Source organism: Streptomyces sp. NPDC005799 (assembly GCF_040630525.1).
Taxonomy (GTDB): Bacteria; Actinomycetota; Actinomycetes; order Streptomycetales; family Streptomycetaceae; genus Streptomyces; species Streptomyces griseorubiginosus_B.
The window spans coordinates 1-22,510 of sequence record NZ_JBEXXQ010000011.1 but is presented as its reverse complement, the minus strand read 5'-3'; the positions used below and the strand labels follow the sequence as shown (position 1 = coordinate 22,510).

Sequence of the window (22,510 nt, the reverse complement as noted above, 5' to 3'; positions counted from 1 at the left end):
CTGGTGCCCGCCGTCACACGCCGAACGAATGGACCGTCGACGTCCGGTATGTCTGTCCCGGGCGCAGCACCGTCGACGGGAAGTTCGGGTGGTTCGGCGAGTCCGGGAAGTGCTGCGTCTCCAGGCACAGGGCGTCGCCCTGGCGGTAGGTGTGGCCGCCGGTGCCGGTGAGGGTGCCGTCGAGGAAGTTGCCGGAGTAGAACTGCAGGCCCGGCTGGTCGGTGGCGATCCTCAGGGTGCGGCCGGAGTGCGGGTCGCGCAGCGTCGCCACGTGCTCGGGCCTGGACGTGATCCCCTTGTCCAGGACCCAGTTGTGGTCGAAGCCCTTGGCCTGCACCTGCTGGACGTGGCCGGCGCGGATGTCGCGGCCGATCGTCTTGGTCTTGCGGAAGTCGAACGGGGTGCCGGCCACCTTCGCCAGCTCGCCGGTCGGGATGAGGCCCGAGTCGGTGGGCGTGTAGCGGGAGGCCGCGATCGTGAGCTCGTGGTTCTCGATCGTGCCGCTGCCCTCGCCGGCCAGGTTCCAGTAGACGTGGCTGGTCAGGTTGATGACGGTGGCCTTGTCGGTGGTGGCCTCGTAGTCGATCCGCCAGTCGCCGTGCTTGGTGAGCGTGTACGTCACCTTCGCCCGCAGCGTGCCCGGGTAGCCCATCTCGCCGTCGATGCTGGTGTAGTGCAGGTGGAGGCCGACGTCGGAGCCCTTGGTGAACGGCTCGACGTCCCAGATGTGCTTGTCGAAGCCCTGGGTGCCGCCGTGCAGGTGGTTGACGCCGTCGTTCACGGACAGCTGGTAGCTCTTGCCGTCCAGGGTGAACTTGCCCTTGTCGATGCGGTTGCCGTACCGGCCGATCAGGGCACCGAAGTACGGCGTCTTCGCGACGTAGTCCTCGATGTTGTCGAAGCCGAGGGAGACGTTGGCGTGGTGGCCGTGCCGGTCCGGGATCTCCAGCCCCTGGACCACACCGCCCCAGTTGAGGACCCTCAGCCGCGTCCCGCCGTTCTCCAGCGACCAGCGGTAGACCTTCGTGCCGTCGGCGAGCTTGCCGAAGAGCTCCTTCACGGGCTTCTTCCTGCCTCCCGGGGCTGCCTCGGCCGTACCCGCTCCGAGGGTGGTGGCGGCGAGTCCCGCCGCCGCGGCTCCTGCGATGACCGTGCGTCTGTTCAGTTCCATGTGCGGCTCCCTTGAAGGGGTGGGGCCCCGCCGCTTCCGGCGGGGCCCGAGCTGACTTATGAACCGGACTTGCGCTTGTTCCAGACGTCGAAGCCGACCGCGGCCAGCAGGGCGAGGCCCTTGATGACCTGTTGCCAGTCGGTGCCGACGCCGAGAAGGTTCATGCCGTTGTTCAGCACACCGAGGACGAGACCACCGATGATCGCGCCGAGGACGGTTCCCACACCGCCGCTCATGGACGCGCCACCGATGAACGACGAGGCGATCGCCTCGAGTTCGAAGTTCAGGCCCGCCTTCGGCGAGGCCGCGTTCAGACGGGAGGCGACCACCAGACCCGCCAGGGCCGCGAGCACGCCCATGTTCAGGAAGACGTAGAAGGTGACCTTCTTGTCCTTGACGCCGGACAGCTTCGCGGCCGGCAGATTGCCGCCGATCGCGTAGATGTGCCGGCCGAAGACCGCGTTGCGCATGACGTAGCCGTAGCCGACCACCAGCACACCGAGCACGATCAGGATGATCGGGGCGCCGTTGTAGCTGGCCAGCAGCATGGTCAGGGCGAGGATCGCGGCGACGATGGCGACCAGCTTGAGCAGGAAGAGGTTCCTCGGCACCACCTCGAGGGAGAACTCCGCCTGCCGGCGCCGGTCACGGACCTCCTGCCACACCACGGCCACGATCAGCACCAGGCCGAGCAGCAGCGTGATGTTGTGGTAGTTGGTGTTCGGGCCGACCGCCGGCAGGAAGCCGTTGCCGAGCTTCTGCAGACCGTTCGGGAACGGGCCGAGGGTCTGGCCCTTGAGCAGGATCTCGGTCAGACCGCGGAAGAGCAGCATGCCGGCGAGTGTGACGATGAAGGACGGTATGCCGAAGTAGGCGATCAACACGCCCTGTACGGCACCGGCCACCGCGCCCATCAGCAGGCACAGCACCAACGCGACCGGCCACGGCACCCCGTGACTGACCGTCAGTACGGCCGCGAACGCGCCCACGAACGCGGTCAGTGAGCCGACCGAGAGGTCGATGTGCCCGGCGATGATGACCAGCATCATGCCGATCGCCAGGATCAGGATGTAGCTGTTCTGCAGCACCAGGTTGGAGACGTTGCGCGGCAGCAGCAGGTCCCCGCCCGTCCAGACCTGGAAGAGGACGACGATCAGGCCCAGCGCGATCAGCATGCCGTACTGGCGCATGTTGCGGCGCAGCCCGCCCAGCACCAGCTGCACCAGGCCCGTGCCGTCGCCCGAGCCGCCCTTGCCCGGCGGCGGGGCCGCCGAGACCTTGTCGGTGACGTCCGTGCTCATCGCGATACCTCTTTGTCCTTTGTCATGTGGCGCATCAGCACTTCCTGCGTGGCCTCGGCCCGCGGAACCTCACCCGTCAGCCGCCCGGCGGCCATCGTGTAGATGCGGTCGCACATGCCGAGCAGCTCGGGCAGTTCGGAGGAGATGAAGACGACCGCCTTGCCCTGGGCGGCCAGCTGGTCGATGACCGTGTAGATCTCGTACTTGGCGCCCACGTCGATACCGCGCGTGGGCTCGTCCAGGATCAGCACGTCCGGACCCGCGAAGATCCACTTGCTGAGGACGACCTTCTGCTGGTTGCCGCCGGACAGCTTGCCCACCGGCTCGAAGACGGTCGGCGCCTTGATGTTCATGGACTTGCGGAAGCCCTCGGCGACCTGCCGCTCCTCGTGCTCGTCGACCACGCCCCGCTTGGCGACCTTGGTGAGCGCGGTCAGCGAGATGTTGCGGTTGATGGTGTCGATGAGGTTGAGGCCGTAGTGCTTGCGGTCCTCGGTGACGTACGCGATGCCGTTGTCGACCGCCTCCGAGACGGTCTTGGTACGGATCTCCGTGCCGTCCTTGAGGACCGTGCCGCCCGTGTACCGGCCGTAGGTGCGCCCGAACACGCTCATCGCCAGTTCGGTGCGGCCGGCGCCCATCAGGCCCGCGATGCCCACGATCTCCCCGCGGCGCACGTTGATCGAGACGTCGTCGACCACCTTGCGCTGCTGGTCGATGGGGTGGTGCACGGTCCAGTTGCGGATCTCCAGCGCGGGCGCCGCCTTCGGGTCCGCCGCCTCGTGCGGGGTGCGCTCGGGGAAGCGGTGGTCGAGGTCGCGGCCGACCATGCCGGAGATGATCCGGTCCTCGGTGGTCTCCTTCGCCTTCACGTCGAGGGTCTCGATGGACCGCCCGTCGCGCAGGATGGTCACCGAGTCGGCCACCTTGCGGATCTCGTTGAGCTTGTGGGAGATGATGATCGAGGTGATGCCCTGGTTCTTCAACTCCAGGATGAGATTGAGGAGTTTGTCGCTGTCCTCGTCGTTCAGGGCCGCGGTCGGCTCATCCAGGATGAGCAGCTTGACCTTCTTCGACAGCGCCTTCGCGATCTCCACCAGCTGCTGCTTGCCCACGCCGATGTCGGCGACGCGGGTCTCCGGGTGGTCCTCCAGACCGACCCGGCGCAGCAGTTCGGTGGCGTGCCGCAGGGTCTCCCGCCAGTCGATGAACCCGCCCTTGGCGTGCTCGTTGCCGAGGAAGATGTTCTCCGCCAGGGAGAGGTACGGCGACAGCGCCAGCTCCTGGTGGATGATCACGATGCCCCGGTGCTCACTGGCCCGGATGTCCTTGAACTCGCAGACCTCTCCCTCGAAGAGGATCTCGCCCTCGTAGGAGCCGTGCGGATGGACGCCGGAGAGCACCTTCATCAGGGTGGACTTGCCGGCGCCGTTCTCCCCGCAGATGGCGTGGACCTCGCCCTGACGGACGGTCAGTGTGACGTCCGACAGTGCCTTGACGCCGGGAAAGGTCTTGACGATAGAGCGCATTTCCAGGACGGGTCCCGCCATGGTCGTGCCTTCCAATCAGTAGGTGGGCGGGGTTACTTGAGTTCGGCGTCGGTGTAGTAGCCGCCCTTGACGAGGACGTCCTCGTAGTTGGTCTTGTCCACGCTCACCGGCTGCAGCAGCATGGCCGGGACGACCTTGGTGCCGTTGTCGTAGGTCTTGGTGTCGTTGGTCTGGGGCGTCTTCTTGTTGAGGACGTCGTCCACCATGGCCGCGGCCACGTCGGCGAGCTTGCGGGTGTCCTTGTAGACGGTCTGCGTCTGCTGGCCCGCGATGATCGACTTCACCGAGGCGAGTTCGGCGTCCTGGCCGGTGATGACCGGCAGCGGCTTGCTGGCGGAGCCGTAGCCGTCCGACTTCAGGGCGGCGAGGATGCCGATGGAGATGCCGTCGTACGGCGAGAGGACCGCGTCGACCTTGGCGCTGGAGTACGTGGAGGTCAGGATGTCCTCCATGCGCTTCTGGGCGGTGGCGCCGTCCCAGCGCAGGGTGGTGACCTGGTTGAGGGCGGTCTGCTTGGACTTGACCACCAGCTGCTTCTTGTCGATGTACGGCTGGAGCACGCTCATCGCGCCGTTGAAGAAGTACTTGGTGTTGTTGTCGTCGTTGGAGCCCGCGAACAGCTCGATGTTGAAGGGGCCCTTCTTGCCCTTGTCCAGACCGAGCTTCTGGATGATGTACGTGCCCTGGAGCACGCCGACCTTCTCGTTGTCGAACGAGGCGTAGTAGTCGACGTTCTTGGTGCCGAGGATGAGGCGGTCGTAGGCGATGACCGGGATGTTGGCCGACGCGGCCTCCTGAAGCACGTTGTTCAGGGACTTGTTGTCGATGGCCGCGACGATCAGGCCCTTGACGCCCTGCGTGATCAGGTTCTCGATCTGCGAGACCTGGGTGTCGGGGTCGTCCTCGCCGTAGACCAGCTTGGTCTTGTAGCCCTTGGCCTTCAGGTCCTTGACGACGTTGTTGCCGTCGGCGATCCAGCGCTCGGAGGACTTGGTCGGCATCGCGATGCCGATGGTCCCGCCCTTGGTGTCGGCGGCCTTCTCCTTGCTGCCGCCCGAGCTGCTCTGTCCGCAGGCGGACAGGGTGAGGGCGAGCGAGGCGGCGCCGGCTATGGCGGCGAATGCGGCTCTGCGAGTACGCATGATCATCATCCTTGATGTGTGTGTGGGGACGGGGCTCGGCCTGGCGATGCGTAGACGCTCCGAGGCGGTGCGGGAGACCGAGGGTTTGTGGGATTCTGTGGGACTACGTCTTCTTTTGTGAAGAGGAGTTTCCGGAACGTTATGCGGTGGTTTCGAACCGGTTGAGCGTTCCGGGCAGCCGGGAGCCGAGGGGCGCCATCTCGCCCTCGGCTCCGTGCCGGGCGAGCAGATCCAGGGCGAGCCGCCCCCGTCGCACCCGCTCTCGCGCGGTGGCCAGCGTCAGGTCCCGCAGATGGTGCCCGTACGGGTAGATGCCGGGGCTCTTGGACAGGCCGAACTTCAGGTACAGCGGCGCGCCGCGGCGGATGAGCTCGGCGACCTCGTACATCCGGATGTAGCCGCCGAGGTCGTCGGGGGCCTCGATGTACATGTCCATGGGGGCGGCCGACACCCGCCGGATCTCGGTGAGGTGATCCAGCGTCAGGTCGCTGGGCACGTTGAGGGAGTCGGCGCCGAGCCGCTCGTACACCGCGTACGAGGCGGGGTTGACGGGGCCGATCAGCGCCGAGACCTTCAGCGTGGTGTCCGCCGGGATGATCCCCGCCTCGCGCGCCCGGTGCAGCGTCCACAGCACGCCCTCGTCGGCGACGAGCAGGCACTTGACGCCCAACTCCGTTGCCCGCACGGCGTCTTCGACGCATCCGGCGACGGCGTCGTGGCCCCGGGCGCGCAGTCCGGCCCCCCGTGAGTCGGACCGTACCGAGCCGCCGATGTCCCAGGTGCCGCGCGGGCCGGTGAACAGGCAGAGCTCGATGTCGCGTTCGGCCGTCGCCTCGACCATCTCGGTGATCTCGGCGTCGGTCAGCATCCACACCCCGCTGCCCTGGCTGATCCGGTGGATCGGCACGTCCAGGCGCGAGGACTCCTTGAGTACGACGGCCAGCGCTTCGGGCCCCTCGCACGAGGGGATCTCGGTGCGCCACTTGCCGCCGCCGGGGAAGGTGTGCGGAGAGGCGTCGGCGGGGTCGGGGGCGGGCGCGCCCAGACCGAGGGCGGTGAGCGCCTGCTCACCGGGTCGGCGGGCCGCCGAGGCGGAAGCGTCGGTCGTCACAAGCTGTCCTTCGTGTTCGATATTTCGGACGAGGTTCGCGGCTCAAGTCATGGGGGGCTGGTGTACGCCGGTACGGGGGCCGTCAGGTCGCCCCCGTACCGGCGTACGTCTAGGGGCGGAGCAGCACCTTGCCCACCTTCGGATCGCCGGACCCGACCAGCTCGATCGCCTGCGGGAACTCCTCCAGCGGCAGCTCGTGCGTGACCAGGGGCAGGGGATCGAGCAGCCCGGCCCCGAACACCCGCACCGTGTGCGCCCAGGCGTCCGGCGGCGCACCGAAGACGGTGTGCACCTCCAGCTGCCGTACGACGAGATCGGTCGGGTCGAGACCCTCGGCGCCCGGCGCCGGGATCCCCGTCAGGACCAGGCGTCCGCCTCGCCTGAGCAGGGAGGCGGCGGTGCGCGCGGCGGACGCGGACCCGGCGGTTTCGATCACCACGTCGAAGTCGTCGGGGAGCTCCTGGTCCTTCGTACGGAAGTCGGTGGCACCGAAAGCTTTCGACAGCTCCGCCCGGTCGGGTCGCGTCCCGACCACCAGCAGCTCCGCCGGGGAGCCCGCCTTCAGGAACTGAACGGCGAACATCCCGAGCGTGCCCGTGCCCACGACCGCGACCCGCTCACCCGGCAGCGCGTTCGCCTTGAGCGCGGCGGCCGCGATACAGGCGGCCGGCTCCAGGAGCGCGGCGGCCGTCAGATCGGCGTCGTCGGGCAGGACGTGCAGCAACCGGGCCGGCAGGGTGAGCGTGGTGGCCATGGCCCCCGGCTCGGTGAACCCGGTCTCCTCGTACCCGGCCGTGCACAGCGTGGTCTCGCCCGCATGACAACGATCGCAGACCTGGCAGTTGCGGAAGCCCTCGCCGACGACCTTGCGGCCGACAAGACTCGAAGGCACCCCGGCCCCGACCGCCTCGACCGTCCCGGACCACTCGTGGCCCGGGGTGACCGGATAGCGGACGTACCCCTCGGGCCGGTTGCCCTGGTACACCTCGCGGTCGCTGCCGCAGATGCCGACCGCGTGGACGCGGACCAGGGCCTCGCCGGCCTCCGGCGGCCGAGGCGTGTGCTCGGTGAGCCGGTGCTCGCCGGGCGCCTCGATGACGACGGCGCCGCTCACTTGCTGCCCTTGGGCTTGCGCTGCTCCCAGCCCTCGGCCCACAGGTCGAAACGGGCCTGCTGCTGCGGGAACTCGGCGGCGGCGTCGACGTCCAGCTCGACCCCGAGGCCGGGCTTGTCGGAGAGGTGGAAGTAGCCGTCCACGACCTCCGGCGCCCCCTTGACCACCTTCTTGATCTCCGCGTCCGCGAAGTCGTTGAAGTGCTCCAGGATCTTGAAGTTGGGGGAGGTGAAGCCGACCTGGAGAGAGGCGGCGGTGAGCACCGAGCCGCCCACGTTGTGCGGGGCGACGAGCACGTAGTGGGTCTCGGCGGTGGCGGCGAGCTTGCGGGTCTCCCAGATGCCGCCGATGTGGCCGACGTCCGGCTGGATGATGTCGACGGCCTGGCTCTCGAAGAGCTCGCGGAACTCGATCCGGTCGTGGATGCGCTCACCGGTGGCGACCGGGATGTCGACCTTGGCGGCGACCTTCTCCAGCGCCTTCAGGTTCTCCGGCGGGCAGGGTTCCTCCAGCCACGCGGGCTTGAAGGGCGCCAGCTCGTTCGCGAGACGGACGGCGGTGGCGGGGGAGAAGCGGCCGTGCATCTCCAGCATCAGCTCGGCGTCGGGGCCGATCGCGTCGCGCACGGCCTCGATCAGGGAGACCGCGTACAGGGTCTGCTCGTGGTCCAGCTCGAAGTGGCCGGTGCCGAAGGGGTCGATCTTCAGCGCCTTGTAGCCGCGTTCCACGACGCCCTGCGCGGCCTTGTGATAGGCCTCCGGAGTCCGCTCCGTGGTGTACCAGCCGTTGGCGTACGCCTTGACCTTGTCGGTGACCTTGCCGCCCAGCAGCTGCCAGACCGGCACGCCGAGCGCCTTGCCCTTGATGTCCCAGCAGGCCATCTCGATCACCGCGATGCCGGACATCACGATCTCGCCCGCGCGGCCGTAGTCGCCGTACTTCATCCGGCGCACGAGGTCTTCCACCGCGAAGGGGTCGGAGCCCAGAATGTGGTTGGCCTCGGCCTCACGCAGATAGCCGATCAGCGCGTCGGTGTGACCGAGCATCCGGGTCTCGCCGACTCCCGTGATCCCTTCGTCGGTGTGCACCTGGACGTAGGTCAGGTTGCGCCAAGGCGTCCCGACCACGTGTGTGCTGATTCCGGTGATGCGCACGGAGATTGCCCCTCAGCTGTTCGATATTTCGTCACACGTTCGAAATGCTGGCGTGACAGTAAGGACGGGGTATGGGGAGTGTCAATGGGTCGAACGCATAACGGTTTCGACACTGCTTTCGGTGCGGCTTTCGACGGCGGTTTCGGTGCGATCGGGAAGGATGCCTCAACTCGCCACGCCGCGATGGGCCGTTCATTACACAACCTTCACAGCCGTGCCTAGGAACGTGACCCGTCAGGAACTTAGTCTTCCCGCGTCATGGACTACTGCCACCCGTGCCGACGGCACCTCAACGGCGCCCTCGCCTGCCCGGGCTGCGGCGCGTCCCTCGAAGAGCTCCGCGCACAGACGGAACGCGCGCGCGTGCCCGCCTACGACGGCTACGGCGATGAGGGCCCGTACGGCGACGAGGACGACGGCACCGAGGGTGGCGGCCCGGAGGAAGGCGGCACCGAGGACGACCACCGGGAGGCGGCTGCCCCGACCGGCGGCCGGGCGGCACGGCGCGCGCAGAGCCGGGGGCGTGGACGCGGCCGTGGCGGGGACGCGGAGGAGGCCGAGAGCTTCGTCGGCGCCGCGGGCCCCGGTGGTGAGGGCGACGGCGCTGAGGGCGCCGGCCCGGTGGGTGTCCCGGCGGAGGGCCGGGCGGCACGGCGCGGGCAGAGCCGGGGGCGTGGACGCGGCCGTGGCGGGGACGCGGAGGGGGCCGACGCGGTCGCCGGTTCCACGGGTCCCGGGGGTGCCGCGAGCCGACGGGACCGCAAGGCCGCGGCGCATCGACGCCGACGCCGGCGGACGCTGCTGATCGTCACGGCGGTCGTGCTGGCGGCCGGCGGGCTCAGCCTGGCGGAGCTGGGCATGGACGCGCCCTTCTCCACCCCGAAGCCGGCCGCGGCCGGGGGCGACTCGGCGGACGGCGACGCCTCGAAGGAGGCGGGCACCACCGCGAAGCCGGTGGCCGACAGGACGGGCACGGGCGCTCCCGCATCCACGGCCGATCCCTCGGCCTCCCCGTCGTCCTCGAAGTCCCCCAAGGACAAGTCCAAGGACGACAAGCCCTCGCAGGGTGCCCAGTCCGCGACGGTCACCACCCGTCCGAGCACCCCTGCCGCGACCGGTCCGGCCGCGACCCCCACCGCGTCGGCCCCGACGACCTCGGCCTCCAGCCCGGACCCGTCCCCGTCGCAGACCTGCACACGGTTCCTGTGGTGGTGCAGCTGAGGCTCGGGCCCGCCCTCGACGCGGGGCCCGCCCTCGACGCGGGGCCCGCCCTCGGCCCGGGGCCCGCCGTCGACCCGGGGTCCACCCTCGGCTCAGGCCGCCAGCATCCGCTGTAGCAAATCCCGCAAAGACAGCCGCTCCTCCTCGGAGAGGCCCGCGAGCGGCTCGCGCGCGAAGCGCAGTCCCTCGCGCAGCTCCCGGGCGACCCGGCGCCCCTCGTCCGTCGCCGCCGCCAGCTTCACCCGGCGGTCCGCCGGGTCCGGGCGGCGCTCCACCAGTCCCCGCGACTCCAGGCGGTCCACGATCCCGGTGACGTTGGACGGCTCGCACTTCAGCTTCTGCGCCAGCTTCCGCATCGGCAGTGGCTCCAGCGACAGCAGGCTCAGCAGGCGTGCCTGGGTGCCGGTGAGCGCGTGCTCGCCCGCCGCGTCCTCGTAGTCCGCGTAGAAACGGGCCACGACGTCGCCGATGAGCTCGACGACCTCCAGGGTCAGCGCGTCGGGCCGACGGGTCTTCGGTGTGGTGGACATGGTTCCAGGGTACCCGGTTACTTGACAACCTGAAATATTCAGCGGCATGGTTGTTTCAGATGCTGAAGTATTTGCCTCCGCGGGCACTGTCTCCGCAGGCAATGCACACGCTCCGCAAGGCACCTCATACGCAAGGAAAGGCCCTGTCATGATCAACCGCGAATGGCACCTGCTCAGCCGTCCCGTCGGCTGGCCGAAGCCCGAGGACTTCGCCCTGGTCGAGACGGAGGCCCCGACGCCGGGCGAGGGCCAGGTCCTCGTCCGCAACGAGTACCTCTCCGTCGACCCGTACATGCGTGGCCGGATGAGCGCCGCGAAGTCCTACGTCGCCCCCTTCGAGCTGGGCAAGGTCATGCAGGGCGGCGCGGTCGGCGAGGTCGTCGCCTCCAACGCCGAGGGCATCGCCGTCGGCGACCACGTGCTGCACTTCTTCGGCTGGCGCGAGTACGCGGTGGTGGACGCGAAGAACGCCGTCAAGGTGGACGCGGACGCCGCGCCCCTGTCGACGTACCTCGGCGTTCTCGGCATGACCGGCCTCACCGCCTACGCCGGTCTGCTGCGCACCGCCTCCTTCAAGGAGGGCGACTCCGTCTTCGTCTCCGGCGCGGCCGGCGCGGTCGGCAGCCAGGTGGGGCAGATCGCCAAGCTGAAGGGCGCCTCGCGGGTCATCGGCTCGGCCGGCTCCGACGAGAAGGTCAAGCTGCTCGTGGAGGAGTACGGCTTCGACGCCGCGTTCAACTACAAGAACGGCTCGGTGAGCGAGCAGCTGCGCGAGGCCGCGCCCGACGGGATCGACGTCTACTTCGACAACGTCGGCGGTGACCACCTGGAGGCCGCGATCGGGCAGCTCAACCAGGGCGGCCGGATCGCCGTGTGCGGGATGATCTCCGTCTACAACAACACCGAGCCCGCGCCGGGCCCGCGCAACCTCGCCCGGCTGATCCAGACCCGCGGCCGCATCGAGGGCTTCCTGGTCGGCGACCACTACGACCTGCAGCCGGAGTTCGTCCGCGAGGTGGCCCCGTGGGTCGCCTCGGGCCGGCTGAAGTACCGGGAGACCGTGGTCGAGGGCATCGAGAACAACCTGGAGGCGTTCCTCGGCGTCCTGCGCGGCGACAACACGGGCAAGATGATCGTCAAGCTGTAAGACGTCACGGTCATGGCGACATCACCGTGACGCCACTCCGACCCACTCGTTCCCCAGACGAAGGCCGCACCCTTGGACGTGGGGTGCGGCCTCTCTTTTGGCTTCGTTCGCCTCCGGGGGCGCTTTGTGCCGGTGTCGACAGGCCGATCGTGCTCAGCGCTTCGCGCCGCCTCTCTTTTGGCTTCGTTCGCCTCCGGGGGCGCTTTGTGCCGGTGTCGACAGACCGATCGTGCTCAGCGCTTCGCGCCTCCGCGCGTTCGGCCTGTCGACACCGGCGCGCCCCCTCCGGCTCTCTTCGCGGTCGGTGGCGTGGGGACGGCCGGGGTTGGTGGGCATGTGCCGTTGGTTGTGATGGGCCGGGGGTCGGGACTGTGGACGGGGTTGGGGGCGCTGGGCCGTCAGACCGTCAGTGCCGCCGTGTGTACGGCTCTGACCAGGCGTTGGTTTTCCGGGGCCGCTCCGCCCGGGAAGGCGAGGCGGCGGCGGGTGTAGCCGTAGGACAGGCCCGTGCGGGGGTCGGCGAAGGCCTGGGAGCCGCCGGCGCCGCTGTGGCCGAAGGCGCCCGCGCCCAGGAAGGGATGCCAGGTGTCGGCGGTGGCCTGGAAGCCGAGGCCGTACGACTTGTGGGTGCGGGCCACCAGGTCGTAGCCGATGGAGTGGATCTGGCCCACCTCGGCGATCGTGTCCGGCTTCAGCAGCGGCGGACGGTCGGCGAGTTCGCTGATCGTCGCCGCGTACATCCCGGCCAGCCCCCGCGCGGCCGCCACCCCGCCCGCCGACGCCGGACCCTTGGCGCGCACGGTACGGGAGTTGGCGTAGTCGACCAGCGTCCCCGGGTTCGGCACATGCGTGTTGAAGGCGATCGAGGCCAGCGTGTGCGGGCCGGTCTGGGCCGCGTCCAGCGCCGCCTGCTGCTGCGGAGTCGGCATCATCGGCTGCACGGGCCGGTACCGGGACTCCAGCGCGGCCGGCAGCCCCAGATGGAAGTCGAGGCCGTACGGCGCCCGGATCCGCTCCTCGTACACCTGCTGGAGCGTGTGGCCGGTGGCCCGCCGCACCACCTCACCGGTCAGCGCGCCGATCACCAGCGCGTGGTAGCCGAACGCCGAACCCGGACGCCAGAACGGCTTCTGGTCGGCGAGCCGCTCCGCGATCGCCCGGTCGTCGGCCATCTCCTCGGCCGTGAAGCCGGTGTCCGTGCCGACCACGCCCGCCCGGTGCGAGATCAGCTCGCGCAGCGTCAGCGCCCCCTTGCCCTCCGCGGCGAACTCCGGCCAGTAGTAGGTGACTTTGCGGTCCAGTTCCAGCGTGCCGTCCTGCACCAGCAGGGCCACCACGAGATGCGCGGCTCCCTTGGTCGACGAGTACACGGCGTAGAGGGAGTCGGCCGCGACACCGTCCCCCGCCCACAGGTCGACCACCCTGCGGCCGTGCACATAGGCGCACAACTGCCCCTCGTAGTCGTCCCGTTCCCCCGCGACGAACGCGGCGAACTCCTCACGCACCGCCTCGAAGCCATCGGCGACGGCGCCGTGGATCTCCTTCGTCATCCGCTCTCCTCACCTGAACCGCTGCACGCCTCTGTGGGAGCTCCCCGAGATCGATACGGCGCGATGTACCTGTACGACTCAACCGCACGCGGCGAGAGTTCGCGTCACCGATGCCCCGGATGGCCCAGCACGCGGCACGCGAAGGGGGCATGCTGAGGGGGCGACCGACCGGTGACGTCCGTGAGGCGAGGAGAGCCCATGGCAACGATCCCTCCGCTCCCCAGCAGGCAGGACGTGCTGCGCATGGCACGCAACACCACCGACATCACCGGCCAACTCCTGGAGACGGCCGGGAACATCACCAGGATCGCCCTCAACACCTTCGACCCGCGCGACGGCTCGGGCGCCGAAGCGCTGCGGGTGCTGCGCGAGACCACCGCGGAACTGGCGGAGGCCAGCGCCTCGCCGCAGGCCCAGGAGGCCTTCTACCGCATCGTCGACACCCTCACCCGCCTCGGCACCAGCGGGGCACCGCTCGCCGTCCACCCCGTCAGCGAACCGGCGCAGGCCCTGCTGACCGCCCTCGGCGACAGCCTGCTGCCCGTGCTGGACGCGCTGGAGCCGGCCGTCGAGGAGTTCGCGAACGCCCTCGGCGACCTTCTCGAGGCGACGTCACCCCTGATTCCCGCGACGGCCGGCGTGGCCGCGGGCGCCCTGCTCGCCGTCACGCCGGTCCTCCGCGCCGCCGCCGACGTCCTGCGCGACTCCTCCCCGGAACTGCGCCGCATCGCCGACGCCCTGACCGCCGCCCTGGCCCCCCTGATGCCCCTCCAGGTCACCCTCGCCGAACGCGCGGCGGCCACCGGAGCGGGCGTCGTCCGCGCCACCCTCCCGCCGCTGGCCGACCTCACGGAGGCGGCCGCGACGGCGACGAAGGCCGCCGGGCCGGTCCTGGTCGCCGGCGAGGACCTGTTCGTCTCGGCCCTGGAACAGGTCCAGCCCCTGCTCCTCGCGGCGGCCACGCGGACGGGGCGGCTGGCCCGGGCGGTGGCGACACGGGTGTCGGCGGCCGTGTCGCCCGCGGCCGAGAGGGGGATCGTCGTGGCGGTGCCGGCAACGTAAAGTCTTCCCCATGCGCGATCTTGGGGCGGGCTTCACCTATCTCCTGAAAGGCCAACGCTGGGTGGCCGGACACCGGAGACAGTACGGCTTCGGCCTGCTCCCGGGCCTGATAACCCTCGTCCTGTACGTCGCTGCCCTCACCTCCCTCGCCCTGTGGGGCCAGGACTTCGTGGGCTGGTCGACGCCCTTCGCCGACGACTGGTCCAGCCCCTGGCGGGGCGCCTTCCGCGGCCTGCTCACCGCCGTGCTGTTCGCCCTCGGCCTGCTGCTGGCCGTCGTCACCTTCACCGCCGTCACCCTCCTGATCGGCCAGCCCTTCTACGAGAACCTCTCCGAGAAGGTCGACCGGGACGTGTCCCCGGACGGCACGGCACCCGAGTCCGGCCTGCCGCTCTGGCGCGAGCTGTGGATCTCGGCCCGCGACAGTCTGCGGATCGTCGTCCGTGCCGCGCTCTGGGGCGTCCTGCTGTTCGCCCTCGGTTTCATCCCCTTCGTCGGACAGACGGTCGTCCCGGTGATCGGCTTCTTCGTCACCGGTTTCTTCCTCACCGAGGAGCTCACCGCCGTCGCCCTCCAGCGCCGCGGCGTCGAACTCCGCGCCCGCCTCGCCCTCCTGCGCTCCCGCAGAACCCTCGTCTGGGGCTTCGGCACCCCGCTGGCCGTCGCCTTCGTGGTGCCGTTCGTGGCGGTGTTCCTGATGCCGGGCGCGGTCGCGGGCGCGACGCTGATGGCGCGGGAGCTGCTGGGCGAGGAGAGCGGGGAGGGCGAGTCCGGGGAGGGCGACTCCGAGGACGAGCCGGCTATTTCCTGAAGCCGCTCACTCTCTGAAGCCACTCACTTCCCGAAGGCCGCGTCGGCCGCCACGGTGAGGATCGCCCGCACCTGCGCCACGATGTCCAGCCGGTTGCGCACGAACTCCGGATCGGTCACCGTCCCGCTCGCCGGATCCGTGTTGCCCGCCCCGAACTGCAGCACCGGCGTGTGCACATGCCCGCCCGGCAGGGTGTCGTGCAGCCCCAGCCGGTCCCGCAGCAGGGTCGCCCGGTAGGCGATCTCGTTGGAGAGGTAGTTCCCGCCGCCACCGGCTCGCGCCGTGGAGCCCGGGGTGGGACCGTCCGGCCGTACGACCTCCGTCGTCCCTCCCGCCGGGATCTCGGTCACCTCGGTGTGGTCGTAGACCGGGAAGCGTCCCGTGTCCGCGGCCACGATCTGCCGGTACGGCAGCGTGGTCGTCGTCCACTGCGGCTGCGATGCGGGGTCGGTCACCGGGACGGTCTCGGTGCGCGAGATGTTGTCGTTGTCCGGGAAGCCGCCCCGCCAGGCCCCGTTGGTCCGCTCCACGTCGAACCGCCCGACCCGCCCCTGGCTCACCGTGGTGAACAGGTCGACCTTCGGCAGATACCGCCGCAGCGTCCGCTCCACCGTCCCCTGCGCGAAGTCCTGCCAGCGCACCGGGAAGACGACCGTCTCGATGCGCGCCGGACCCTTCGCGGTCCGGATCACCGTGCCGTCGAGGGCGAGCGCGGTGGCGCCGGAGGGGTTGGAGATCCGGATGTCCCGGTCGAGGGTGAATGGGTCGAAGCCGGTGAGGAGGATCCGCCTGAGCCCCTTGCCGTGCGGATAGCGCACGTCGGTCTGTCCGCGAGAGGTCCGCTCCAACTGCTCGATCAGCGCGTTCCGTTGCGCGTCGCTCAGCGCGAACCCAGGCTCCCAGGTCCGTAGTTCCCGGGTCAGCCCCAACCTGGCCCAGTACAGCGGCCGGTCGTCGTCCCGGCTCAGGTCCCCGCCGGCCGGTCCGCGCCCCTGCACCCGGTCCACGGCCCGCCGCCACAGCGCCGATCCCTCGCGCACGACGATCCGCCGCGCCTGGGCGTAGGAGTGCGTCGAGCCCAGCTCGCGTGCCAACTCCGGTGCCACGTCGTCGAACCCGGAGCGCCGGAGTATCTCCTGCGGCACCGCCTTGTCGAGGCGCTGTTCCTCGACGGTGGGGGAGGGAGCGGTCGCGGCGGCACTCGCCGTCACCGGGGAGGCCACTGAGGCCATCATGGCCAGTCCGAGAATGCCGATCCGAACACGTAGGGAAGCCAAGGGAGTTCAGTCCTTCCGTCGCCGTCGTGGGGGAGCGTGGTGCGGACGTCCGCAGTATCCCGTGACGGAAGTGGTCTACGCCATGGCGTGTGAACCGGGATACTGCCGCGCATGAGGACCGTGAAGGCCGTGAATCTGGGTGTGCTGTTCCTGATCGAGCTCGGCGCCCTCGCGGCCGTCGGGTACTGGGGCTTCACCCGTGACGTGGCGGCCCCGCTCACCTGGGTGCTGGGTCTCGGCGGCCCGGCCGTACTCGTCGTCCTGTGGGCCCTGTTCGGCTCGCAGAAGGCGTCGTACAAGACGCGCGGCGCGGTCCGCGTCGGTTTCGAGGCGGTCTGGTTCGGGGCGGGTGTGGCCGCGCTGTTCGCCGCCGGGGCGGTGGCCTGGGCGGTCGCCTTCGCCGCGGTCGTCGCGGTGAGCAAGGCGCTCGCCGTCATCTGGCGGCAGTAGCACCGGAGTTCAGACCTCCTCGCCGAGCAGCGCCAGGAAGTCGCGGAACGCGGCCGGCATGTCCACCGAGTCCGGGTCCAGGAGCCACTGGTACTGGAGGCCGTCCATCACCGCGACCAGGAGCGGGGCCGTGCGCTCCGGCGTCAGGCCGTTCGGGAGGCGGTCGCCGTACGCGGTGCGCAGGACCCCCGCCATGCTCTCGCGCACCTGCCGGTAGCGCTCGGTGAAGTACGCCCGCGCCGGATGCCCCTCCGTCACGCTCTCGCCCAGCAGCGCCGAGAAGGTCTGGATGATGCCGGGCCGCATCGCGTTGTACTCGACCAGCGAGGCCAGCAGGTCCACCCGCCACTGCGTCGCCGGTACGGCGTCCCACTGGTCGCGTTCCTTCAGCACGGCGACCAGCAGCGCCTCCTTCGTCGGGAAGTAGTGCAGCAGCCCCTGCTGGGTGAGCCCGACCCGCTCCGCCACCGCGGCCAGGCTCGCGCCCCGGTACCCGCGCTCGGCGATCACCTCCAGCGCCGCCCGCACGATCTCCGCGCGCCGTTCCTCGCTCCTGACCCTGGCGTTCATGGCGTCACCGTACGGCATTGCCCCACAGTCAATGTTACGGCACCATAACGAAACCTACCGTGTTACAGGTAACGGGTGCACGATGGCCCACAGGACGACGACCTGACTCGATGAGGAGACCCCGATGGCGGGAACCGCAGACACCTCTCCGGCCGGCCAGGCGCGCGAGGCCGCCGTCGAGGCGGCGCTGGGCAAGCTGGACCTGGACGCGAAGGCCCGGCTGCTGTCCGGGCAGGACGTGTGGTCACTGCCCGCGCTGCCGGAGATCGGGCTGAAGTCCCTCGTCATGTCCGACGGCCCGATCGGCGTGCGGGGCGTGCGCTGGACCGCCGACGACCCCTCCATCGCCCTGCCCTCCCCGACCGCCCTCGCCGCCACCTGGGACCCGGCTCTCGCCCGCCGCGCCGGCACGCTGCTCGCCCAGGAGGCCCGGCGCAAGGGCGTGCACGTGCTGCTCGCGCCGACCGTCAACCTCCACCGGTCCCCGCTCGGCGGACGGCACTTCGAGGCCTACAGCGAGGACCCGTACCTGACGGGACGCATCGGCGCCGGCTATGTCGCCGGCGTCCAGTCCGGCGGCGTCGGCACCACCGTCAAGCACTTCGTCGCCAACGACGCCGAGACCGACCGCTTCACCGTGAACAACCTGGTGAGCGAGCGGGCGCTGCGCGAGCTGTACCTGGCGCCCTTCGAGATCATCGTCGCCGAGGCCCGCCCCTGGGGCGTCATGACCGCCTACAACACGGTCAACGGCACGACGATGACCGAGCACGCCCGTCTGGTGAACGGCGTGCTGCGCGGCGAGTGGGGCTTCGACGGCTACAACGTCTCCGACTGGATGGCCGCCCGCTCGACGGCCGCCGCCATCGAGGGCGGCCTGGACGTGGCCATGCCCGGCCCGCAGACCGTCTACGGCCCCGCGCTCGCCCAGGCCGTGCGGGACGGCGAGGTCGAGGAGGCCACGGTCGACGCGGCCGTCCGCAACGTCCTGCGGCTCGCCGCCCGCGTCGGTGCCCTGGAGTCCGCCGAGCCCGCCGTGACCGAACCGCCCGCGACCGTGGACGGCGAGGCGCTGGCCCGCGAGATCGCCCGCCGCTCCTTCGTCCTGGTCCGCAACGAGAACGACGCCCTTCCGCTCAGGCCCGGCACCGTCGCCCTCATCGGCGCCGCCGCCCGCGACGCCCGCGTCCTGGGCGGCGGTTCGGCCACCGTCTTCCCGGACCGGATCGTCTCCCCGCTCGACGGCCTCACCGCCGCCCTCCCCGAGGGCAGCCTCAGCTACGCCGTCGGCGCCGACCCCAACACCGAACTGGCCGTCGCCGACCGGGGCTTCGAGCTGCGCGCGGTGTGCCGGGACGCGGCCGGCGAGGTCATCGGCACCCGCGGCACCCCCAGCGGCCAGATCCAGTGGATGGGCACCGACCTCCCCGAGGGCGTCACCCACGACAACCTCCACACCGTGGAGCTGACCGGCACCTTCACCCCCCGCGACTCCGGGACGCAGACCCTCGGGATCAAGGGCACCGGCGCCTTCACCCTCACCGTCGCCGGCACCACGTACTACGACGACGTCCAGCGCCCCGCCGACGACAGCGACCCCTTCGAGGCGTTCTTCGGCGCGCCCGTGCCCCGCGCCGAGGTCGAACTGACCGCGGGTGAACCGGTCGAGGTCTCCCTCCACCACGTGATCGCGCTCCCCGAGGGGACCCCCTTCAAGGTCGTCGCCTTCGCGCTCGCCCACCAGGAGCCGCAGCGCGACGCGGACGAGCTGATCGCCGAGGCCGTCGAGGCCGCGCGCGCCGCCGACACGGCCGTGGTGGTGGTCGCCACCACCGACCGGGTGGAGTCGGAGGGCTTCGACCGCAAGGACCTCGCGCTGCCCGGCCGCCAGGACGATCTGGTCCGCGCCGTCGCCGCCGCCAATCCCAACACCGTCGTGGTCGTCAACTCCGGCTCCCCGGTCGAACTGCCCTGGCGCGAGGAGGTCGCCGCCGTGCTGCTGAGCTGGTTCCCGGGCCAGGAGGGCGGCGCGGCCCTCGCGGACGTTCTCACCGGCGTCCACGAGCCCGGCGGCCGGCTGCCCACCACCTGGGGCTCCCTGGCCGACGCCCCGGTCACCCGGGTGGTCCCCGAGAACGGCGAACTGCCGTACACCGAGGACGTGTTCATCGGCTACCGCGCCTGGGAGAAGGAGGGCCGCACCCCCTCGTACCCCTTCGGCCACGGCCTCGGCTACACCGAGTGGAGCTATGAGTCGGTGCAGGTCGAGGGCGACAGCGTGGTGCGGGTCCGGATCAGGAACACCGGCGGGCGTGCGGGACGGGAGGTCGTCCAGGTCTACCTGGCGCCGGCCGAACCCGGCCCCGAGCGTCCGGACCGGTATCTGGCCGGCTTCGCGGGCGTCGAGGCCGGACCCGGCGAGAGCGCCGAAGCGGTCGTCACGCTGCCTCGCCGCGCCTTCGAGGTGTGGGACGAAGCGAGCGGCTCGTGGTCGTTTGTGAAGGGTTCGTACGAGATCCAGGTCAGCCGCTCGATCACGGACCGCCGCCTCACCGCGACGATTAACGTCTGATCCGGGACAAGTCTCCCCACAGACAGCCCCGGCCCGGGACCTGACCCCTGGGCCGGGGCTCACACGTGCGGTCAGCGCACCCCGAAGCCGTACGCCGTCTCCGAGCGGAACACCCCGCCCGGGCGCAGCACCGTGCTGGGGAAGTCCGGGCGGTTCGGCGAGTCGGGGAAGTGCTGGGTCTCCAGGGCGATGCCGTCACCCGGGGTGAAGGGCTCGGGCAGATGGTCGGCGGTGTAGAGCTGGAGGCCGGGTTCGGTGGTCGTCACGGTCAGGACGCGGCCGGACGCCGGGTCGTGCAGCTCGGCGACCTCGCGCGGAGTCTGCGTCACCCCGCCGACGAGCACGAAGTTGTGGTCGTAGCCGGAGCCCGTCTTGCGTGGCCGGCGGAAGTCGAACCGTGTGCCGGTGACGTCATCGAGCTCACCGGTCGGGATCAGGTCGGCGTCGACCGGGGTGTAGCGGGAGGCGTCGACGCGCAGTTCGTGGCCGGACGCGCTACCGGAGCCGGCCAGGTTCCAGTACGAGTGGTTCGTCAGGTTCACGATGGTCGGCGCGTCCGTCACCGCCTCGTACCCGATCCGCAGCGAGCCGTCCGCCTCCAGCGTGTACGTCGCTGAGACCTCCAGCCGGCCCGGGAAGCCCTCCTCGCCGTGCGGGCTGACCCGGGTGAGCCGCACCCCGTGCTCCACCGGCAGGGCGTCCCACACGCGTTTGTCGAAGCCGTGCTCACCGCCGTGCAGGGAGTTGGGCGCGTTGTTCGGCTCCAGGGCGTAGGTCACCCCGTCCAGCGGGAAGCGGGCGCCCGCGATCCGGTTGGCGTACCGGCCGATCAGGGCGCCGAAGTACGGTCCGGGGCAGCCGAGATAGCCGTCCAGGTCGGCGAACCCCAGCACCACGTTCGCCCGGTGGCCGGTGCGGTCCGGGATCTCCACCGACTGCACGATCCCGCCGTACGACAGGATCCGCACCCGCACTCCGGCCCGCTCCAGGGTCCAGCGGTGGACCGGGGTGCCGTCGGGAAGTGTGCCGAAGTGTTCGCTCATGAGCGAAACCCTAAGTCACGTGCCTGTCAGGCGTCCTTTCGCGGTGACCGTGCGGTAGGCGATCTCCGCCAGTCGGGCCTGTCCGTTCACACTGGGGTGGAACCAGTCCCAGTGGCTCAGTTGGTCGGTGCCGAACCGGTAGTCGTACACCGCGTTCTGGTCGAAGCGGCAGCGGCGGTCCTTGGCGCACACCTCCTTCAGCACCTTGTTGTAGTCCTCCACGCGCTTCTGCACGGTGTCCCGGCGCAGGGTCGCCGCCGAGTCCAGCGCGTCCGCGTCACCCAGCATCGAGGGGCAGATGCCGAGCTTCCAGATCTGCTTGCCCAGCGCGTTGGTGCGGCCCTCGGACCACAGCCGCTTCAGGTTCGGCACGCTCGCCACGTACACCTGGGTCTTCGGCAGTTGCCTGCGCAGCGAGGTCAGCGCGTCCTGAAAGCCGGCCCGGAAGTCGGCCACCGGGGTCATCGCCGACGTCGAGCTGCGGCAGGCGTCGTTGGCGCCCACCATCACCGTCACCAACTGCGGCCGCTTCACCACCGCCTGCGCGATCTGCCCGGGCAGGTCCGCCATCCGGGCCCCGGTCACCGCGTAGTTCCAGCTCCGCTCGGCCGCCCGCGCCCTGCCCAGCAGCCGGACGGCGAGACTGTCGACCTCGGTGTTCGTACCGGTCGCCCAGGACACCTCGGGGCAGTCCGACAGCACCGTGCACGCGTCGAAACCACGGGTGATGGAGTCGCCGACGGCCGCGATGGAGCTGGGGCTGACGTCCCAGGACGGCGTCGGCCTCGGGCGGTGCGTGGGTGCGGTCGTGTCGCCACCGACGGCGTCGCAGCCGGCGACGCCCAGAACGGCCGCCGCCGTGACGGCGAGCGCGGCCCGTGAACGGTGGCTCGGCTTCCGCATCCGCTGCTGTTCCCCTCGGTCGACGTACAGGGAGCTCCCCCTCATGACAACGCGCGGGAGTTCCCGAACCCCGCGGCGTGCAACGGTTCGCACCCGTACAAGCGTCCTGCCGGGTGAATGGCGGGCGTTTCGGCGCATCGGGACCGACGGTACGTCACACTCCTTGCGCCGCCGCACGGTAGCCTCGCCATCAAACGTGGCCCCGGCCACAACCGTCCGCCAGTTCGCAAGATGTCCCGCTCTGCCCGGAGGTCCCGGTGACGACACGTGGAGTTCTGTACGTGCACTCCGCGCCGCGCGCGCTGTGCCCGCACGTCGAGTGGGCCGTGGCCGGGGTGCTCGGCACACGCGTCAACCTCGACTGGATCCGGCAGCCGGCCGCGCCGGGCACCTGGCGCTCGGAGTTCTCCTGGAAGGGCGAGGTCGGTACCGCCTCCAAACTGGCGTCGGCGCTGCGCGGCTGGCATCTGCTGCGCTTCGAGGTCACGGCCGAGCCCTGCCCCACCGCCGAGGGCGAGCGCTACAGCTGCACCCCAGAGCTGGGCATCTTCCACGCTGTCACCGGCATCCACGGCGACATCCTGATCCCGGAGGACCGGCTGCGCGCCGCCCTGACCCGGTCCCAGCGCGACGAGACCGACCTGGAGGCCGAGATCGCCAAGCTGCTCGGCAAGCCGTGGGACGACGAGTTGGAGCCGTTCCGGTACGCGGGCGAGGGCGCGCCCGTGCGGTGGCTCCACCAGGTGGTCTGAGTCCCCGCACAACCGAAGGGCCCTCACCGGGCGGTGAGGGCCCGTCGGGGGTGGGGGGGCCGGCGTACGGGGGGGTCTG

The 22,510-nt window shown here is 70.5% G+C and carries 21 protein-coding genes; 8 read left to right on the top strand and 13 right to left on the bottom strand.

Annotated features, from left to right (window positions below; all coding sequences use genetic code 11):
• Window positions 1-13 precede the first annotated feature (13 nt).
• The 7 genes from ABZ453_RS13020 to ABZ453_RS12990 all read right to left on the bottom strand — a co-directional run bounded on the left by ABZ453_RS13020 (window position 14) and on the right by ABZ453_RS12990 (window position 8,543).
• Window positions 14-1,171, bottom strand: coding sequence for an aldose epimerase family protein (locus tag ABZ453_RS13020; protein ID WP_359014502.1), 1,158 nt, complete (start codon window positions 1,169-1,171; stop codon window positions 14-16).
• Between the two features lie 56 nt (window positions 1,172-1,227).
• Window positions 1,228-2,472: a multiple monosaccharide ABC transporter permease gene (gene mmsB / locus ABZ453_RS13015; protein ID WP_359014500.1), complete on the bottom strand. Its 1,245-nt coding sequence runs from the start codon at window positions 2,470-2,472 to the stop codon at window positions 1,228-1,230.
• Window positions 2,469-4,022, bottom strand: a complete 1,554-nt coding sequence (gene mmsA, locus ABZ453_RS13010; RefSeq protein WP_359014498.1) for a multiple monosaccharide ABC transporter ATP-binding protein — start codon at window positions 4,020-4,022, stop codon at window positions 2,469-2,471. Before mmsA ends, mmsB begins: the two co-directional genes overlap by 4 nt.
• Window positions 4,023-4,054: 32 nt before the next feature.
• Window positions 4,055-5,164, bottom strand: a complete 1,110-nt coding sequence (chvE, locus tag ABZ453_RS13005; RefSeq protein WP_359014496.1) for a multiple monosaccharide ABC transporter substrate-binding protein — start codon at window positions 5,162-5,164, stop codon at window positions 4,055-4,057.
• A 139-nt stretch (window positions 5,165-5,303) separates the two neighbouring features.
• Window positions 5,304-6,275 (bottom strand): hypothetical protein, encoded by a 972-nt coding sequence (locus ABZ453_RS13000; protein ID WP_359014494.1) that lies wholly within the window; start codon window positions 6,273-6,275, stop codon window positions 5,304-5,306.
• Window positions 6,276-6,384: 109 nt separating this feature from the next.
• A complete protein-coding gene (locus ABZ453_RS12995) occupies window positions 6,385-7,389 on the bottom strand; it encodes an alcohol dehydrogenase catalytic domain-containing protein (protein WP_359014492.1) in 1,005 nt (334 codons plus the stop codon).
• Window positions 7,386-8,543, bottom strand: a complete 1,158-nt coding sequence (locus tag ABZ453_RS12990; protein ID WP_359014490.1) for a mandelate racemase/muconate lactonizing enzyme family protein — start codon at window positions 8,541-8,543, stop codon at window positions 7,386-7,388. The genes ABZ453_RS12995 and ABZ453_RS12990 overlap by 4 nt, the downstream gene beginning before the upstream one ends.
• 258 nt (window positions 8,544-8,801) lie before the next feature.
• Between ABZ453_RS12990 and ABZ453_RS12985 the strand changes: the two genes are divergently transcribed.
• The gene (locus ABZ453_RS12985; protein WP_359014488.1) at window positions 8,802-9,764 is read left to right on the top strand and encodes a hypothetical protein; all 963 of its coding nucleotides are present in this window, start codon (window positions 8,802-8,804) and stop codon (window positions 9,762-9,764) included.
• Window positions 9,752-9,880 (top strand): hypothetical protein, encoded by a 129-nt coding sequence (locus ABZ453_RS12980; protein ID WP_359014486.1) that lies wholly within the window; start codon window positions 9,752-9,754, stop codon window positions 9,878-9,880. Before ABZ453_RS12985 ends, ABZ453_RS12980 begins: the two co-directional genes overlap by 13 nt.
• Here the strand turns inward: ABZ453_RS12980 and ABZ453_RS12975 are convergent.
• Window positions 9,857-10,294 carry a MarR family transcriptional regulator gene (locus ABZ453_RS12975; RefSeq protein ID WP_359014484.1) on the bottom strand — a complete coding sequence of 146 codons (438 nt, stop codon included), beginning with the start codon at window positions 10,292-10,294 and terminating at the stop codon, window positions 9,857-9,859. The two genes, ABZ453_RS12980 and ABZ453_RS12975, sit on opposite strands and share 24 nt — an antisense overlap.
• A gap of 148 nt (window positions 10,295-10,442) precedes the next feature.
• Here ABZ453_RS12975 and ABZ453_RS12970 point away from each other — a divergent pair, with 148 nt between their 5' ends.
• The gene (locus tag ABZ453_RS12970) at window positions 10,443-11,441 is read left to right on the top strand and encodes an NADP-dependent oxidoreductase (protein WP_359014482.1); all 999 of its coding nucleotides are present in this window, start codon (window positions 10,443-10,445) and stop codon (window positions 11,439-11,441) included.
• A gap of 398 nt (window positions 11,442-11,839) precedes the next feature.
• Here ABZ453_RS12970 and ABZ453_RS12965 read toward each other — a convergent pair whose 3' ends face one another.
• Window positions 11,840-12,991: a serine hydrolase domain-containing protein gene (locus ABZ453_RS12965; protein ID WP_359014480.1), complete on the bottom strand. Its 1,152-nt coding sequence runs from the start codon at window positions 12,989-12,991 to the stop codon at window positions 11,840-11,842.
• Window positions 12,992-13,189: 198 nt separating this feature from the next.
• Here ABZ453_RS12965 and ABZ453_RS12960 point away from each other — a divergent pair, with 198 nt between their 5' ends.
• On the top strand, window positions 13,190-14,053 hold the full coding sequence (locus ABZ453_RS12960) for a hypothetical protein (protein ID WP_359014478.1): 864 nt from the start codon (window positions 13,190-13,192) through the stop codon (window positions 14,051-14,053).
• Window positions 14,054-14,063: 10 nt separating this feature from the next.
• Window positions 14,064-14,864: an EI24 domain-containing protein gene (locus ABZ453_RS12955; RefSeq protein ID WP_359014477.1), complete on the top strand. Its 801-nt coding sequence runs from the start codon at window positions 14,064-14,066 to the stop codon at window positions 14,862-14,864.
• 23 nt (window positions 14,865-14,887) lie between these two features.
• Here the strand turns inward: ABZ453_RS12955 and ABZ453_RS12950 are convergent, their stop codons facing one another.
• A complete protein-coding gene (locus tag ABZ453_RS12950) occupies window positions 14,888-16,141 on the bottom strand; it encodes a pyroglutamyl peptidase (protein WP_359014475.1) in 1,254 nt (417 codons plus the stop codon).
• Window positions 16,142-16,252: 111 nt separating this feature from the next.
• Between ABZ453_RS12950 and ABZ453_RS12945 the strand changes: the two genes are divergently transcribed.
• The gene (locus ABZ453_RS12945) at window positions 16,253-16,591 is read left to right on the top strand and encodes a YrdB family protein (RefSeq protein ID WP_359014473.1); all 339 of its coding nucleotides are present in this window, start codon (window positions 16,253-16,255) and stop codon (window positions 16,589-16,591) included.
• A gap of 9 nt (window positions 16,592-16,600) precedes the next feature.
• Here ABZ453_RS12945 and ABZ453_RS12940 read toward each other — a convergent pair whose 3' ends face one another.
• Window positions 16,601-17,179 (bottom strand): TetR/AcrR family transcriptional regulator, encoded by a 579-nt coding sequence (locus ABZ453_RS12940; RefSeq protein WP_359014471.1) that lies wholly within the window; start codon window positions 17,177-17,179, stop codon window positions 16,601-16,603.
• Between the two features lie 106 nt (window positions 17,180-17,285).
• Between ABZ453_RS12940 and ABZ453_RS12935 the strand changes: the two genes are divergently transcribed.
• Window positions 17,286-19,733: a glycoside hydrolase family 3 C-terminal domain-containing protein gene (locus tag ABZ453_RS12935; protein WP_359014469.1), complete on the top strand. Its 2,448-nt coding sequence runs from the start codon at window positions 17,286-17,288 to the stop codon at window positions 19,731-19,733.
• A 71-nt stretch (window positions 19,734-19,804) separates the two neighbouring features.
• Here ABZ453_RS12935 and ABZ453_RS12930 read toward each other — a convergent pair whose 3' ends face one another.
• Window positions 19,805-20,776, bottom strand: coding sequence for an aldose epimerase family protein (locus tag ABZ453_RS12930; RefSeq protein WP_359014468.1), 972 nt, complete (start codon window positions 20,774-20,776; stop codon window positions 19,805-19,807).
• 15 nt (window positions 20,777-20,791) lie between these two features.
• Window positions 20,792-21,679: an SGNH/GDSL hydrolase family protein gene (locus tag ABZ453_RS12925; protein ID WP_359014466.1), complete on the bottom strand. Its 888-nt coding sequence runs from the start codon at window positions 21,677-21,679 to the stop codon at window positions 20,792-20,794.
• Between the two features lie 257 nt (window positions 21,680-21,936).
• Between ABZ453_RS12925 and ABZ453_RS12920 the strand changes: the two genes are divergently transcribed.
• Window positions 21,937-22,431 (top strand): DUF3145 domain-containing protein, encoded by a 495-nt coding sequence (locus tag ABZ453_RS12920; protein WP_208779624.1) that lies wholly within the window; start codon window positions 21,937-21,939, stop codon window positions 22,429-22,431.
• Window positions 22,432-22,510 lie beyond the last annotated feature (79 nt).